The 15,484-nt window shown below is 71.4% G+C and carries 13 protein-coding genes and 2 pseudogenes; 7 read left to right on the top strand and 8 right to left on the bottom strand.

The window, feature by feature from the left end; genetic code table 11:
- Both HLK59_RS50930 and HLK59_RS12395 read right to left on the bottom strand, forming a co-directional pair.
- Window positions 1–761: hypothetical protein (locus tag HLK59_RS50930; RefSeq protein WP_346779717.1), on the bottom strand; the 761-nt coding region annotated here is incomplete at its 3' end.
- Window positions 758–1,828: an SPFH domain-containing protein gene (locus HLK59_RS12395; protein WP_171141421.1), complete on the bottom strand. Its 1,071-nt coding sequence runs from the start codon at window positions 1,826–1,828 to the stop codon at window positions 758–760. The genes HLK59_RS50930 and HLK59_RS12395, both read right to left, overlap by 4 nt.
- Window positions 1,829–1,946: 118 nt before the next feature.
- Between HLK59_RS12395 and HLK59_RS12390 the strand changes: the two genes are divergently transcribed.
- Both HLK59_RS12390 and argF read left to right on the top strand, forming a co-directional pair.
- Complete coding sequence (locus HLK59_RS12390) at window positions 1,947–3,170, top strand: arginine deiminase (protein ID WP_171141420.1); 1,224 nt, start codon at window positions 1,947–1,949, stop codon at window positions 3,168–3,170.
- A gap of 82 nt (window positions 3,171–3,252) precedes the next feature.
- Window positions 3,253–4,260: an ornithine carbamoyltransferase gene (gene argF, locus HLK59_RS12385; RefSeq protein WP_171141419.1), complete on the top strand. Its 1,008-nt coding sequence runs from the start codon at window positions 3,253–3,255 to the stop codon at window positions 4,258–4,260.
- An 18-nt stretch (window positions 4,261–4,278) separates the two neighbouring features.
- Here the strand turns inward: argF and HLK59_RS12380 are convergent, their stop codons facing one another.
- Window positions 4,279–4,731 (bottom strand): ATP-binding protein, encoded by a 453-nt coding sequence (locus HLK59_RS12380; RefSeq protein ID WP_171141418.1) that lies wholly within the window; start codon window positions 4,729–4,731, stop codon window positions 4,279–4,281.
- 287 nt (window positions 4,732–5,018) lie between these two features.
- Between HLK59_RS12380 and HLK59_RS12375 the strand changes: the two genes are divergently transcribed.
- Window positions 5,019–5,846: an enoyl-CoA hydratase family protein gene (locus tag HLK59_RS12375; protein WP_171141417.1), complete on the top strand. Its 828-nt coding sequence runs from the start codon at window positions 5,019–5,021 to the stop codon at window positions 5,844–5,846.
- A complete protein-coding gene (locus HLK59_RS12370; protein ID WP_171141416.1) occupies window positions 5,831–8,122 on the top strand; it encodes a bifunctional salicylyl-CoA 5-hydroxylase/oxidoreductase in 2,292 nt (763 codons plus the stop codon). The genes HLK59_RS12375 and HLK59_RS12370 overlap by 16 nt, the downstream gene beginning before the upstream one ends.
- Before the next feature lie 21 nt (window positions 8,123–8,143).
- Here HLK59_RS12370 and HLK59_RS12365 read toward each other — a convergent pair whose 3' ends face one another.
- The 5 genes from HLK59_RS12365 to HLK59_RS12345 form a co-directional block, all read right to left on the bottom strand.
- Window positions 8,144–9,352 carry a GTP-binding protein gene (locus tag HLK59_RS12365; protein WP_171141415.1) on the bottom strand — a complete coding sequence of 403 codons (1,209 nt, stop codon included), beginning with the start codon at window positions 9,350–9,352 and terminating at the stop codon, window positions 8,144–8,146.
- 2 nt (window positions 9,353–9,354) lie between these two features.
- Window positions 9,355–10,266 carry a sulfate adenylyltransferase subunit CysD gene (gene cysD, locus HLK59_RS12360; protein ID WP_171141414.1) on the bottom strand — a complete coding sequence of 304 codons (912 nt, stop codon included), beginning with the start codon at window positions 10,264–10,266 and terminating at the stop codon, window positions 9,355–9,357.
- Window positions 10,263–10,814, bottom strand: coding sequence for an adenylyl-sulfate kinase (gene cysC / locus HLK59_RS12355; RefSeq protein WP_171141413.1), 552 nt, complete (start codon window positions 10,812–10,814; stop codon window positions 10,263–10,265). The genes cysD and cysC overlap by 4 nt, the downstream gene beginning before the upstream one ends.
- A gap of 115 nt (window positions 10,815–10,929) precedes the next feature.
- Entirely contained in the window at window positions 10,930–11,742 is an 813-nt protein-coding gene (locus HLK59_RS12350; protein ID WP_171141412.1) for a PaaX family transcriptional regulator C-terminal domain-containing protein, read from the bottom strand.
- Window positions 11,743–11,757: 15 nt separating this feature from the next.
- Window positions 11,758–13,350: an AMP-binding protein gene (locus HLK59_RS12345; RefSeq protein ID WP_171141411.1), complete on the bottom strand. Its 1,593-nt coding sequence runs from the start codon at window positions 13,348–13,350 to the stop codon at window positions 11,758–11,760.
- 136 nt (window positions 13,351–13,486) lie between these two features.
- Here HLK59_RS12345 and HLK59_RS12340 point away from each other — a divergent pair.
- The 3 genes and pseudogenes from HLK59_RS12340 to HLK59_RS12330 all read left to right on the top strand — a co-directional run.
- A pseudogene (locus tag HLK59_RS12340) lies at window positions 13,487–13,888 on the top strand (acyl-CoA dehydrogenase family protein); the annotation flags it as partial.
- A gap of 406 nt (window positions 13,889–14,294) precedes the next feature.
- Window positions 14,295–15,086: pseudogene (locus HLK59_RS12335) on the top strand (acyl-CoA dehydrogenase); the annotation flags it as partial.
- Window positions 15,083–15,481, top strand: a complete 399-nt coding sequence (locus tag HLK59_RS12330) for a RidA family protein (protein WP_171141410.1) — start codon at window positions 15,083–15,085, stop codon at window positions 15,479–15,481. The pseudogene HLK59_RS12335 and the gene HLK59_RS12330, both read left to right, overlap by 4 nt.
- Window positions 15,482–15,484 lie beyond the last annotated feature (3 nt).

The raw sequence follows: 15,484 nt of genomic DNA, 5'->3' as shown, positions 1-15,484 counted from the left end.
CCCGCCGCCTGAAGGCCCACGTCACGGACGCGGGCGGCGGAGGCGGTGAGATCGTCGAGGGCCGTGCCGCGGGCCTGGAGGAGGACCGCGGCCTCGTCGACGTCGAGGGCCACGCCGTCACGGGCGCCTTCGCGGGCCCGCCGCCCGGAGTTCTCCGTCGCCCCCGTCCCCGTGCCCACCAGCACTCCGGAGGAAGCCTGGGCCTCGGCGGCACCCCCGTGGTCGTCGAGGCCCAGGCGGTAGCGGGCGGTCTGGTGGCCCGGGGCGCCCAGGTAGATCTCGTTGAGGGCGACCAGGCGCTGGCTGTCGTCGGCGACCGCCTCGACCATGGTGAGTTCGTCGACCGATGGGGCACCGGATGTCAGGAGTTTCGCGGCGTCCTGGGGGCGGTGGCGGACCAGCACACCGGGGTTGCGGCCGGGGTCCGTGTCGATGCCCAGCACCGGCTGTCCGGAGAGGTACTTGGCCGCGTTCGCCACCAGTCCGTCCTGGCCGACCACGACCACCACGTCCTCCGGTGCGAACAGGAAGCGGTCCAGGTCGGCGCGTTCCACCCGCGACTGACGCCAGGTCAGGGGAATCGCCGCCGTCACTTCCGCGAGCGCGCGTCGCGTACGGCGGTGGCGCTCGGCCACCTCCTCGATGTCCCGGCCGCGGGAGGAGAGGAAGAAGGCGGCCTGGCCGTGGGTGCCGTGGTGGGCCACCAACTCCTCGTACTCCGTGGTGCGGTGGACCAGGACCACCCGTGGGGCGAGGCTCACGTCCGGTCCCGCGCGCCCAGCTTGGCCAGCAGCCCGGTCAGGACGTCCGGCGACACCGTCACGCTGTCGATCCGGGGCAGGTTCTCCGCCAGCCGGCTCGCGGTGAGCGCGTGCAGGACGGCCACGTCCACGTCCGTGTGCACCTGGAGCCACGCGGCCTGCGCCTGAGCCCGGGCCGCGCCCACCGCCTGCGCACCCTCGGCCTCCGCGCGGGCCAGCCCGACCGAACGCGCCGCCTCCGCCTCGCCGAGCTTCACCGTGCGAGCCGCCTCCGCGTCGGCCAGCCTGACCGACCGGGCCGCCTCCGCCTGGGCCCGAACCGCGTCCGCCGCCGCGTGCTCCTCCGCCTCCCGCCGGGTGTTCGTACCGCGCTGCTCCACCAACTGCTCCTCGCGGCGGGCGAGTTCGATCTGGCTGGCCAGCTCGTTCTCGGCGATCGTCCGCTCCCGCTCGACCGCCACCGCCCTTCGCTCGTACGTCGCCCGGTCCGCCTCCTGCTGGATCTGCTCACGGGCGGGGGTGCGCAGGGCCCGTTCCACCTCCGGCTCCGGTCGCAGCGCCACCACGCGGACGGCCACCACCTCGATTCCCGTGGCCGGCAGCCGCGGTTCCGTCGCCAGCCCCGCCGCCACCCGCTCCCGTACCGCCGCCACACCGTCCACCAGGGCCGCCGACAACGACGTGCGGGCCAGTACGTCCAGCGCGTGCTGCTGCGCGGTCTCCGTGAGCAGCGTGCCCAGTTGCTCCAGCGGTGTGCCGCGCCACGCGCCCGTGTCCGGGTCGATCGAGAAGTCCAGGCGGGACGCGGCGAGCGCCGGGTCGCTGATCCGGTAGGTCACGGTCGCCTGCACCGTCACGTCCTGGAAGTCGGAGGTGCGGGCGTGGAAGGTCATCGCCAACTCCCGGTCGTCTACCGGGACTTCGGAGAGCGCGGCGGTCAGGGCGCGGAACCAGAAACTCAGGCCCGGCCCGTCGTGCAGGAGCTTTCCGCCACGGTGGTGCCGGACGTGCGCGGTCGGTGCGCCACGCAGATGGCGCCAGCCCAGGCGCCGGGTGATGTCTGCCACGAGACCCTCTTTTCGTCTCGACGACGATAACCGGGCGATCTGTTTATCGTCAAGGGGACGAGAAAGGGAAGTGGTCAAGCGGGGGGTGAAGTCGGTCATCGGTGGTCAGGATGGAGTCATGGGATTCCATGTCGACTCCGAGGCCGGGCGGCTGCGCCGCGTCATCCTTCACCGGCCGGATCTCGAGCTCAAAAGGCTCACCCCCAGCAACAAGGACGCCCTCCTCTTCGACGATGTGCTGTGGGTGCGCCGGGCGCGCGCCGAGCACGACGGGTTCGCGGACGTGCTGCGCGACCGCGGGGTCACCGTCCATCTCTTCGGCGACCTGCTCACCGAGGCCCTGGCGATCCCGGCGGCCCGCACCCTCGTCCTGGACCGGGTCTTCGACGAGAAGGAGTACGGCGTCCTGGCCACCGACCACCTCCGTGCCGCCTTCGAGTCGCTGCCCGCGGCCGAACTGGTCGAGGCGCTCGTCGGCGGCATGACCAAGAGGGAGTTCCTGGAGGCGCACGAGGAGCCGGTCTCCGTCCGCTTCCATGTGATGGACCTTGACGACTTCCTCCTCGCCCCCCTGCCCAACCATCTCTTCACCCGTGACACCTCCGCCTGGATCTACGACGGCGTCTCCGTCAACGCCATGCGCTGGCCGGCCCGGCAGCGGGAGACGGTCCACTTCGAGGCGATCTACCGGCATCACCCCCTCTTCCGCGACGAGACGTTCCGCGTGTGGAGCGAGGGGCAGGCCGCCTACCCGTCCACCATCGAGGGCGGTGACGTCCTGGTCATCGGCAACGGCGCCGTCCTCATCGGCATGAGCGAGCGGACCACGCCGCAGGCCGTGGAGATGCTCGCGCACAAGCTGTTCGACGCCGGGTCCGCGCAGACGATCGTGGCGCTCGACATGCCCAAGCGGCGGGCCTTCATGCATCTCGACACCGTGATGACGATGGTCGACGGCGACACCTTCACCCAGTACGCCGGGCTCGGCATGCTCCGCTCGTACACCATCGAACCGGGCGTCGGCGACAAGGAGCTCAAGGTCACCGATCACCCGCCGGAGCACATGCACCGCGCGATCGCGGCCGCCCTCGGGCTCAACGAGATCCGCGTCCTGACCGCGACCCAGGACGTGCATGCCGCCGCGCGCGAGCAGTGGGACGACGGCTGCAACGTCCTCGCGGTCGAACCGGGGGTCGTCGTCGCCTACGAACGCAACGCCACCACCAACACCTATCTGCGCAAGCAGGGCGTCGAGGTCATCGAGATCCCGGGCAGCGAGCTGGGGCGGGGCAGGGGCGGACCGCGCTGCATGAGCTGTCCGGTCGAACGTGCGGCCGTATAGGCGTACAGGGGATCGCATAGAAATGTAAGGCGTCGTATAGACTTCCAAAAGTCCGTGTCACTCGTATCCCTGGAGCGCCCCCATGGCGACCGTCCCGACCGCCCTCGCCGGGCGCCACTTCCTCAAGGAGCTCGACTTCACCGGGCCGGAGTTCCTCGGTCTGATCGAGCTGGCCGCAGAGCTGAAGGCGGCCAAGAAGGCGGGGACCGAGACGCGGTACCTCCAGGGCAGGAACATCGCGCTGATCTTCGAGAAGACCTCGACGCGCACCCGCTGCGCGTTCGAGGTCGCGGCCGCCGACCAGGGTGCCTCCACGACGTACCTGGACCCGTCGGGCTCGCAGATCGGGCACAAGGAGTCCGTGAAGGACACCGCCCGCGTGCTGGGCCGGATGTACGACGGGATCGAGTACCGCGGGGACAGCCAGCAGAAGGTCGAGGAGCTGGCCGCGTTCGCCGGCGTCCCCGTCTACAACGGTCTCACCGACGACTGGCACCCCACCCAGATGCTCGCCGACGTGCTGACGATGACCGAGCACAGCAGCAAGCCGGTCGGGGAGATCGCCTTCGCCTACCTCGGCGACGCCCGCTTCAACATGGGCAACTCCTACCTGATCACCGGCGCCCTGCTCGGCATGGACGTCCGGATCGTCGCCCCGAAGACCTACTGGCCCGCCCAGGACATCGTGGAACGGGCCCGTCAGCTCGCCGTCGACAGCGGGGCCCGGATCACCCTCACCGAGTCCCTTCAGGAGGGTGTCGTGGGCGCCGACTTCGTCGCCACCGACGTCTGGGTCTCCATGGGCGAGCCCAAGGAGGTCTGGGACGAGCGGATCACCGCCCTCGCCCCGTACGCCGTGACCATGGACGTCCTGCGCGCCACCGGCAACGCGGACGTCAAGTTCCTGCACTGCCTGCCGGCCTTCCACGACCTCGGCACCAAGGTCGGTCAGGAGATATACGACTCCCACGGACTGGAGTCCCTGGAAGTGACCGACGAGGTCTTCGAGTCGGCGCACTCGGTCGTCTTCGACGAGGCGGAGAACCGGATGCACACCATCAAGGCGGTCCTGGTCGCGACGCTGGCCTGAGCTCCCGGGCGGGCTCCGTCACGCGGGTCGCCACTGCGGCGGCACCACCGGCAGTCTGAACCAGACCGCCTTGCCGGACTCGGTGGGGCGGTGCCCGCACGACGAGCTCAGGGCGCGGATCAGCAGCAGACCGCGCCCGTGCTCCTGCCAGGGGTCCGGCTCGGTGTCCATGGGGCGGGTGAGGTTGCCGGGCGGTGCCGGGTCCGGGTCGTGCACCTCGACCTGGCAGCCGCTGGGCAGCAGCTCCACGACGAGCTCTATCGGGGCGTCCCCGGCGGTGTGCTCCACGGCGTTCGCGACCAGCTCGGCCGTCAGCAGCTCAGCGGTGTCGCTGTCGGCCCCGTGCTTCAGCTCGGCCAGCGCCGTGCGCACCAGTGCGCGGGCGACGGGCACGGCGGCTGCGGAGTGCGGCAGCGCGATGCGCCAGGAGGCGGAGGCTGGGGGGCGATCTTGCAAGGCGGTTCCGTTCATGAGCAGGCTGTCCTGCTTTCAACCTTATGAATGGTACGGCGCCGCCCGGCAGAGGCATCCGATGGGCACCGTACGGGACCTTGGGCCCCGTTACCGAGCGGCTTACCCCTCACAACGGCTTGCCTCGCACGGCTGATCCCGCCGTAGCGGCTCTGTCGAGGAGCCGTGACAGATGTGACCGGTCCAGGTCACATCCGTACGGTGTTATCGCGCACTCGTGACGACAGTCAAAGATGAGTGATAGCTTCGAAGGGTAGAGCGCACCTCGTCTGGGGAGGCCGCACCGCATGAGTCCCTTCACCGGCTCCGCCGCCCGCACCGCCCACTGGGAACACCTGCGCGTGGAGATCGCGTCCGGCGTCGCCACCGTGACCCTCGCCCGCCCCGACAAACTCAACGCGCTCACCTTCGGCGCCTACGCCGACCTGCGCGACCTCCTCGCCGAACTCTCCCGGGAGCGGTCGGTACGCGCCCTGGTGCTGGCCGGCGAGGGCCGTGGCTTCTGCTCCGGCGGCGACGTGGACGAGATCATCGGCGCGACCCTGTCCATGGACACGGCCCAGCTCCTCGACTTCAACCGGATGACCGGACAGGTCGTCCGGGCCGTACGGGAATGCCCGTTCCCGGTGATCGCGGCCGTGCACGGCGTGGCGGCGGGCGCCGGGGCGGTACTGGCCCTGGCGGCGGACTTCCGGGTGGCGGACCCCACGGCCCGGTTCGCGTTCCTCTTCACCCGGGTGGGTCTGTCGGGCGGCGACATGGGCGCGGCGTACCTCCTCCCCCGGGTGGTGGGCCTCGGCCACGCGACCCGCCTGCTGATGCTGGGCGAACCGGTCCGCGCACCCGAGGCCGAGCGCATCGGCCTGATCAGCGAACTGACGGACGAGGGCGGGGTGGACGAGGCGGCCGCGGCGCTGGCCCGCCGCCTCGCGGACGGCCCGGCACTGGCGTACGCCCAGACGAAGGCGCTGCTGACGGCGGAGCTGGACATGCCGCTGGCGGCGAGCGTGGAACTGGACGCCTCGACGCAGGCCCTGCTGATGAACGGCGAGGACTACGCGGAGTTCCACCAGGCGTTCACGGAGAAAAGGCCGCCGAAATGGCAGGGGCGGTAAGTGCTGTGTCTCCTCTCCGCCTTGCGATCATCGGTGGCGGCCCCGGCGGCCTCTACGCGGCAGCGTTGCTCAAACGCCTCGACCCGGCCCGCGAGATCACCGTCTGGGAACGCAACGCCCCCGACGACACCTTCGGCTTCGGAGTGGTCCTCTCCGACGAGACCCTGGGCGGGATCGAGCACGCGGACCCGGCGGTCTACACCGCCCTGCAACAGGACTTCACCCGCTGGGACGACATCGACATCGTCCACCGGGGCACCCGCCACACCTCCGGAGGCCACGGCTTCGCCGCCCTCGGCAGAAAACGCCTCCTGGAGATCCTCCACAATCGCTGCCGCACCCTCGGCGTCGACCTCCGCTTTCGCACCGAGGCCCCGCCCGACCTGGCGACGACCCACGACCTCGTCATCGCCGCCGACGGAGTCAACAGCACCACCCGCGAGACCCACGCCCAGGCGTTCCGCCCCCAGGTGACCACCCACCACTGCCGCTACATCTGGCTCGCCGCCGACTTCGCCTTCGACGCCTTCCGCTTCGAGATCGCCGAGACGGAACACGGCGTGATGCAGCTGCACGGCTACCCGTACGCGGCGGACGCCTCGACGGTGATCGTCGAGATGCACGAACAGGTCTGGCAGGCGGCCGGATTCGCGGACCTGGACGAGCAGGGCTCGGTCGACCGCTGCGCCAAGATCTTCGCGGACGCCCTCGGCGGCAGGCCGCTGCGTGCCAACAAGTCCGCGTGGACCACCTTCCGTACGGTCGTCAACGCACACTGGTCCCACGGCAACACCGTCCTCCTCGGCGACGCCGCCCACACCGCGCACTTCTCCATCGGCTCGGGCACGAAACTGGCCGTCGAGGACGCCCTCGCCCTGGCCGCATGCCTGGAGGAACAGCCTTCGCTGGAGCAGGCGTTGGCCGCCTACGAGACGGAACGCAAACCCGTCGTCGCCTCCACACAGCGCGCCGCCCTCGCCAGCCTGGAGTGGTTCGAGAACCTCGGCCGCTATCTCGACCAGCCGCCCCGCCAGTTCGCCTTCAACCTGCTCACCCGCAGCCGCCGCGTCACCCACGACAACCTCCGACTGCGCGACGCCCGCTTCACGGGCGCCGTGGAGCGCGAGTTCGGCTGCCCACCCGGTACGCCCCCGATGTTCACCCCGTTCCGGCTGCGCGGCCTGACCCTGCGCAACCGGGTCGTGGTGTCGCCCATGGACATGTACTCGGCGACCGACGGCCTCCCCGGCGACTTCCACCTCGTCCACCTCGGGGCGAGGGCGCTCGGCGGCGCGGGCCTGGTGATGACCGAGATGGTGTGCGTCAGCCCGGAGGGCCGTATCACCCCCGGCTGCACCGGCCTCTACACCGGCGAGCAGGCCGAGGCGTGGAAACGGATCACCGACTTCGTGCACGCCCGAGCGCCCGGCACCGCGATCGGCGTCCAGCTGGGACACAGCGGCCGCAAGGGCTCGACCCGGCTGATGTGGGAGGGCATCGACGAGCCGCTGCCCGACGGCGACTGGCCCGTCGTGGCCGCGTCCCCGATCCCGTACACCCCCTCGAACCAGACCCCGCACGAGCTCACCCGTGCTGAACTCGCCGACCTGCGCGAACAGTTCACCGCCGCCGCCTGGCGGGCCGCCCGCGCCGGCTTCGACCTGCTCGAACTGCACTGTGCGCACGGCTACCTGCTGTCCGGGTTCCTCTCCCCGCTCACCAACCACCGCACGGACGCCTACGGCGGCTCGCTCGCGAAGCGGCTCCGCTTCCCCCTCGAAGTCTTCGACGCCGTACGGGGCGTGTGGCCGCGGGAGCGGCCCATGACCGTCCGTATCTCCGCCACCGACTGGGCACCGGGCGGGACCTCGGCGGCGGACGCGGTCGAGATCGCCCGTGCCTTCGCCGCGCACGGCGCCGACGCGATAGATGTGTCGACCGGGCAGGTCGTGGCGGACGAACGGCCCGAGTACGGGCGGTCGTACCAGACGCCCTTCGCGGACCGTATCCGCCACGAGACCGGCGTCCCGGTGATCGCGGTCGGCGCGATCTCGTCCTGGGACGACGTCAACTCCCTGATCCTGGCCGGGCGTACGGACCTGTGCGCCCTTGCCCGCCCGCACCTCTACGACCCGCACTGGACGCTGCACGCCGCCGCCGAGCAGGGCTACGAGGGGCCGGGCGTCGGCTGGCCGGATCCGTACCGGGCGGGCAGCCGCCGGCCGCAGACCGGACGCACGGACGCCCCCAAGCCCCGCCTGACGCTGGGGACCTGAGGGCGCTCCGGGTGAAGGCGCCTACGGGAGCTCGGCCATGCCTGCCGTGAGCGTCGAGCCGTCCGCCGGGTCGATCAGGATGAACGCGCCCGTGCGCCGCGAGACCGCGTAGTCGTCCAGCGCCAGCGGCTCGGCCGTGCGCAGCGTGGCGCGACCCAGGTCGTTCGCGCTCAACTCCCCGGCTCCACCGAGGTCCTTGACGATCGCCTTGACCGTCCGTGTGGTGTGCCGCACCAGCACCCGGTCGCCGACCCGCAGCGGACGGTCGGCCAGATGGCAGACCGACGCCCGGACGTCCCGCGTGAGCGCGGGGACATCGACACCAGCGGTGATCATGTCGCCGCGCGAGACGTCCCGCTGGTCCGCGAGACGCACACCGATCGACTGCGGCGCGTACGCCACCTCGGCCGCGACGCCGAGCACGTCGATGCCGGCGATCTCGGAGCTCTCACCGGAGGGGTGGACCGTGACCCGGTCACCGACCCGGAGCGCGCCCGAGACCAACTGGCCCGCGTAGTGGCGGACTTCGCCGTGACGGATGACGTACTGGACCGGGAAGCGGGCCGGCGCGTCCGCGGCCTCGACACCGACGGGCACGTTCTCCAGGAACTCCAGCAGGGCCGGGCCGCCGTACCAGTCCATGTGCGCCGAGCGGTCCACGACGTTGTCGCCGACGAGGGCCGACACCGGGATCGGGGTGAAGGACGGCAGGCCCAGCTCGGCGGCGTGCCCGGCGAAGTCCTCGACGATGCGGTCGAACTCCTTCTCCTCGTACCCGACGAGGTCCATCTTGTTGACGGCGAGGACCACGTGCGGGACCCGCAGCAGCGCCGCGATGGCGGCGTGCCGGCGGGTCTGCTCGACGACGCCGTTGCGGGCGTCGACGAGGATGATCGTCAGCTCGGCCGTGGAGGCACCCGTCACCATGTTGCGGGTGTACTGCACATGGCCGGGGGTGTCGGCGAGGATGAACCGGCGGACCGGGGTGGCGAAGTAGCGGTAGGCGACGTCGATGGTGATGCCCTGCTCGCGCTCGGCGCGCAGACCGTCCGTCAGCAGTGCCAGATCCGGCGTCTCCTGACCACGGTTGCGGGAGGCGTGCGCCACGGCCTCCAGCTGGTCGGCGAGGACCGACTTGGAGTCGTGCAGCAGCCGGCCCACCAGGGTGGACTTGCCGTCGTCGACCGAACCGGCCGTCGCGAAACGGAGGGTGTCGATAGTCGTGCTCATGCCTAGAAGTACCCCTCGCGCTTGCGGTCTTCCATCGCGGCCTCGGACATCTTGTCGTCGGCGCGGGTCGCGCCCCGCTCGGTGAGCCGGGACGCGGCGATCTCGACGATCACCTTCTCGATGGTGTCGGCGTCGGAGTCCACCGCGCCGGTGCAGGACATGTCGCCGACCGTGCGGTAGCGCACCTGTCGCTTCTCCACGGTCTCGTCCGCCTTGGGCCCGCCCCACTCGCCCGCGGTCAGCCACATGCCGGCGCGCTGGAAGACCTCGCGCTGGTGGGCGTAGTAGATCTCCGGCAGCTCGATCTCCTCGCGGGCGATGTACTGCCAGACGTCCAGTTCGGTCCAGTTGGACAGGGGGAAGACGCGGACGTGTTCGCCGGGGGCGTGTCGGCCGTTGTAGAGGTTCCACAGTTCGGGGCGCTGGCGGCGCGGGTCCCACTGTGAGAACTCGTCGCGCAGGGAGAAGACGCGCTCCTTGGCGCGGGCCTTCTCCTCGTCGCGCCGGCCACCGCCGAAGACCGCGTCGAAGCGCTCGCTCTGGATCCGCTCGGTCAGCGGCAGCGTCTGCAACGGGTTGCGGGTGCCGTCGGGACGTTCGCGGAGCACACCCCGGTCGATGTAGTCCTGTACGGAGGCCACATGGAGGCGGAGTCCATGCCGGGTGGCCGTGCGGTCGCGGTAGTCGAGGACCTCGGGGAAGTTGTGCCCGGTGTCCACGTGCAGCAGGGAGAAGGGGATCGCGGCGGGGGCGAAGGCCTTGAGCGCCAGATGCAGCATGACGATGGAGTCCTTGCCGCCGGAGAAAAGGATCACCGGCCGCTCGAACTCCCCCGCCACCTCGCGGAAGATGTGCACCGCCTCGGATTCGAGAGCGTCCAGGTGGGAGAGGGTGAATTCCTTGACCGTGCTCACACCAGCCCCCGCTCCGCCAGCACCGCGTACACCGCGGCCGCCGACTCCTGCGGGGTCTGCGCCTGCGTCCGGAGCACCAGCGCCGCGTCCACCGGCGGCTCGTACGGGTCGTCGACGCCGGTCAGCCCGGACAGTTCGCCCGCGGCCTGCCTGGCGTACAGACCCTTCACGTCCCGCTCGCTGCACACCTCGACCGGAGTGGCGACATGCACCTCGACGTACGGCGTCCCGCTCGCCTCGTGCCGTTTGCGGACGGCCTCGCGGCTGTCGGCGTAGGGCGCGATGACGGGGACGACGGAGAGCACGCCGTTGCGGGCGAGGACCTCGGAGACCAGCCCGATGCGCTGCACGTTCGTGTTGCGGTCCTCGCGGGAGAAGCCGAGGCCCGCGGAGAGGAAGCGGCGTATCTCGTCGCCGTCGAGAACCTCCACCCGGTGTCCCTCGGCCTTCAGCCGGTCACCGAGATGGCGGGCGATGGTCGTCTTGCCCGCGCTCGGCAGCCCGGTGAGCCAGACGGTGGCTCCCTGAGCCCTTGCCGTGGTGGTCATGAGCAACAGTCCTCTTCCTTACCTACGTACGACCAGAGGGACGCTAGGTAAGAAACTTGAGAAGAGGGACAGAGGAACCTGAGGGTTCCCTTAGCTACCTGTGTTGTGGGTCAGGTCACATGCCGACAAAGGCCGCGCCCGCGTCCCGCAGCCGCCGGTGCAGCCCCCGGAACACGGCCGCCGAACGGCTGCCCGGCCAGTCCTCCGGGAGCAGCCGGGCGGGCAGGCCGGGATCGGCGTAGGGGAGGTGGCGCCAGGAGTCCAGGGCGAGGAGGTAGTCGCGGTACGCCTCCTCGGGCGGAGTGTCCTCGCGCCGCTCCCACTGCGACAGCACGCGCGCGTGGCGGTCGAGGAACTCCTCGTGCTCCTTGGCGATCGCCGCGAGATCCCACCAGCGGGCCACGGCCTCGGCGGTCGGGGCGTAGCCGAGGTGCTCGCTGCGGAAGAAGTCGACGTACGGGTCGAGGCGGAGCCGCTGGAGGACGTGCCGGGCCTCCTCGTACAGCCGTCCGGGCGCGATCCAGACGCCCGGCGCCGCGGTGCCGAAGCCGAGCCCGGCCAGCCGTGAGCGCAGCACGTGCCGCTTCTGCCGCTCCGACTCCGGCACGGAGAACACGGCGAGCACCCAGCCCTCGTCCTCGGGCGGCTCGACGGCGTAGATGCGCCGGTCGCCGTCCTCCATCAACTGGCGGGCGTCCGGCGACAGTTCGTACCCGGCCGCGCCCTGTGCCGTACGTGATGGCACGAGCAACCCGCGACGTTTGAGCCGGGACACGGAGGACCGCACGGAGGGGGCGTCCACGCCGGCCGCGGCCAGCAGGCGGATGAGCTCGGCGACCGGTACCGGGCCGGGCACGAAGCGGCCGTAGGCGCCGTAGAGCGTGACGATGAGAGACCGTGGTGCATGCTGGTCGGACACGTTGATCATCTTAGGTCGTCGGCATCACTGCTGGTCACCCCCGGTACGCAACCTGAACCTCTGGAGCTTGCCGGTCGCCGTGCGCGGCAGCGCGTCCAGGAAGACGATCTCGCGCGGACACTTGTACGGCGCCAGCTCCGCCTTCACGAACGCGCGCAGCGCTCCGGCGTCCCGCTCGGCGCCCTCCTTGACCACGGCGTACGCCACCACGACCTGCCCGCGCGCCTCGTCCGCCCGCCCCACGACCGCGGCCTCCACGACGTCCGGGTGGCGCAGCAGCGCGTCCTCGACCTCGGGGCCCGCGATGTTGTACCCGGCCGAGATGATCATGTCGTCCGCGCGGGCGACATAGCGGAAGTAGCCGTCGCCCTCACGGACATAGGTGTCCCCGGTGATGTTCCAGCCGTCGCGCACGTACTCCCGTTGCCGCGGATCGGCGAGATAGCGGCAGCCGACCGGCCCGCGCACCGCGAGCAGCCCGGGCTCCCCGTCGGGCCTGTCCCGGCCGTCCTCGTCGATCACGCGCGCGTGCCACCCCGGTACCGGCACCCCGGTCGTCCCCGGCCTGATGTGCTCGTCGGCGGCCGAGATGAAGATGTGCAGCAGCTCGGTCGCGCCGATGCCGTTGATGATCCGCAGCCCGGTCCGCTCGTGCCAGGCCTGCCAGGTGGTCGCGGGAAGGTTCTCGCCGGCGGAGACACAGCGGCGCAGGGAGGTGGTGTCGTACCCGTCCAGCTCGTCGAGCATCGCGCGGTAGGCGGTCGGCGCGGTGAACACCACGGAGACCCGGTGTTCGGCGATCGCGGGCAACAGCTGCTTGGGACCGGCCTGTTCGAGCAGGAGCGCGCTGGCACCGGCCCGCATCGGGAAGACGACGAGCCCGCCGAGGCCGAAGGTGAAACCGAGTGGCGGGCTGCCCGCGAAGACATCGTCCACATGTGGGCGCAACACATGCCGCGAGAAGGTGTCGGCTATCGCGAGCACATCCCGGTGGAAGTGCATGCACCCCTTGGGGCGTCCCGTGGTGCCGGAGGTGAAGGCGATCAGCGCCACGTCGTCGGCGGCGGTCTCCACAGCGGGGTACGGCGTGTCCGGCGCCGTCCGGTTCAGCAGGTCGTCGGGCGCGTCACCGCCGTACGCCGTGACCTTGAGGCCCGGTATCTCGGCCTTCGCGAGGTCGTCGACCGCCCGGATGTCGCACAGCGCGTGACCGACCTGCGCGATCTCGCACATCGTCGCCAGCTCGTGCGGCCGCTGCTGCGCCAGCACGGTCACCGCGACCGCGCCCGCCTTCAGCACCGCCAGCCAGCAGGCCGCGAGCCAGGGCGAGGTGGGTCCGCGCAGGAGCACACGGTTGCCGGGTACGACCCCGAGGTCCCCGGTGAGGAGATGCGCGAGCCGGTCGACGCGGGCGCGCAGGGTGCCGTACGTCCAGGTGTCCCCGGCGGGGGTGTGGAACACCGGGGCGCCGTCGGGCGGGCCGGTCAGCAGCTCGTCGGCACAGTTCAGCCGATCGGAGTACCGCAGCTCCGGCAGATCGAAAACCAGTTCGGGCCACTGGTCCGGCGGTGGGAGATGGTCGCGCGCGAAGGTGTCGACGTGCGCCGAGACGTTCATGGCGGGTGCCCCCTTGCCTGGTGGCCTGCCTTGTGGGCGTCGTGAGTGGGCTCGCTGGAGGAGCGTATCGCGTTGGTGACGACAGTCAATGGGACGCGATATCGTCGAGGGGTCCAGTGGAGAGAGGGGACCGGCAATGCCCGCATTCTCGCTCGATCCGGTACAAACCGCCTGGTGCGCGGAGCTGCGCGCCCTGGCCGCGGAGCGGCTGCGCCCGCTGGCGGAGAAGGGCGAGCCGGGACACGTCAACCGTGCCCTGGTCGCCGAACTCGGCCGACTGGGCCTGCTGCGACGACTCTTCACCTCCGGCGCGCTCGACCTGTGCCTGATGCGGGAGTCCCTCGCATACACCTGCACGGAGGCGGAGACCGCGCTCGCGTTGCAGGGGCTGGGGGCGTATCCCGTGCACGCGTACGGCACCCCCGCCCAGCGCGAGCGCTGGCTGCCCCCGGTGAGCGAGGGCCGCGCGGTGGCGGCGTTCGCCCTGAGCGAGCCGGGCGCCGGCTCGGACGCGGCGGCGCTGGGGCTGAGGGCGGAGCGCGGGTGGTCTTGGTGACGGGCGGCGCGCGGGTGTTCCCGGCGGGGACACGCGTGCGGATGCCCTTGGCTCCGGGCCGGGCTCGGGTGCCCGTGGCTCCGGGCTGGGCGAGGGTGCTCCCGGCTCCGGGCCGGGCGAGGGTGCTCCTGGTGGCGGTGGGGCGCGCGCGGGCGTCGTGGCGGGCGGCCGTCCTGTGGAGGCCTATGGCACCGGGACGCGTGGGGACGCCCTCGCTGCCGAGACGCGTGCGGGTGCCTCCAGCGGTGGGCGGCGTGCGGACACGTCCCGTGGTGAGCCGCTCGCGGAGGTTCCCGGAGTCGGCCCGCGCGCTGATGCCGACGGTGCTTGGCCGCGCGCTGATACCCACGGCGTTCGGCCGCGCGCGGATGCCCCCGGCAGCAAGGCGGCCGGCGCTGCCGACGCGGAAGTCGGAGCCCTCGGGGCCCGGCCCGACGGTTCCTCGCGCTGGCGGCTCACCGGGGAGAAGTGCTGGATCTCCAACGCTCCCGAGGCGGACTTCTACACCGTATTTGCCCGCACCACTCCCGGTGCCGGCGCCCGCGGTGTGACCGCCTTCCTCGTCCCCGCGGACCGTCCCGGACTCACCGGTACCGCGCTCGACATGCTCTCCCCGCACCCCATCGGCGCCCTCGCCTTCGACGGCGTGCCCGTCAGCGCCGACGACGTCCTCGGTGAGCCCGACCGTGGGTTCCGGGTGGCGATGGGCACTCTCAACCTGTTCCGGCCCAGCGTCGGCGCCTTCGCGGTCGGCATGGCCCAGGCCGCCCTGGACGCGACCCTCGCCCACACCGCGCGACGGGACGCGTTCGGCGGCAAGTTGAAGGATCTCCAGACGGTCGCCCACCAGGTCGCCGAGCTCGCCCTGCGCACCGAGGCGGCCCGCCTCATGGTGTACGCGGCGGCGACGGCGTACGACGAGGACGCCCCCGACGTCCCCCAGCGCGCCGCGATGGCGAAGCTGCTCGCCACCGAGACCGCGCAGTACGTCGTCGACGCCGCCGTCCAACTGCACGGCGCCCGCGCCCTGGAACGCGGCCACCTCCTCGAACACCTCTACCGAGAGGTACGCGCACCGCGCATCTACGAGGGGGCGAGCGAGGTCCAACGCGGAATCATCGCCAAGGAGTTGTACAAGGAGTTGTACGAGGAGCTGTACGAGAAGGAGGCGCCCCGGTGAGCACCGAGCGGGTGAACCCGCCCCACCTGTCCCCACCCGCCGGCTTCTCCCACGCCGTCGTCGCCACCGGCACCCGCGTGGTCTTCCTGGCCGGCCAGACCGCCCTCGACACCGACGGGAAGGTCGTCGGGGAGGGGCTGGTCGAGCAGTTCGAGAGGGCGCTCACCAATCTGCTGGGAGCACTGAAGGCGGCCGGCGGCACCCCCGCCGACCTCGCCCGCGTCACCGTCTACGCCACGGATGTCGCCGACTACCGCACCCGAGCCGCCGAACTCGGGGGTGTCTGGCGGAGGTTGGCGGGCCGGAACTACCCCGCGATGGCCGTCGTCCAGGTCGTCCGCCTGTGGGACGAGGAGGCGTTGGTGGAACTCGACGGCTTCGCGGTCCTGCCCTAGGTC

The organism is Streptomyces sp. S3(2020), assembly GCF_013044505.1.
Lineage (GTDB): Bacteria > Actinomycetota > Actinomycetes > Streptomycetales > Streptomycetaceae > Streptomyces.
This window is presented reverse-complemented; position numbering and strand designations above follow the sequence as displayed.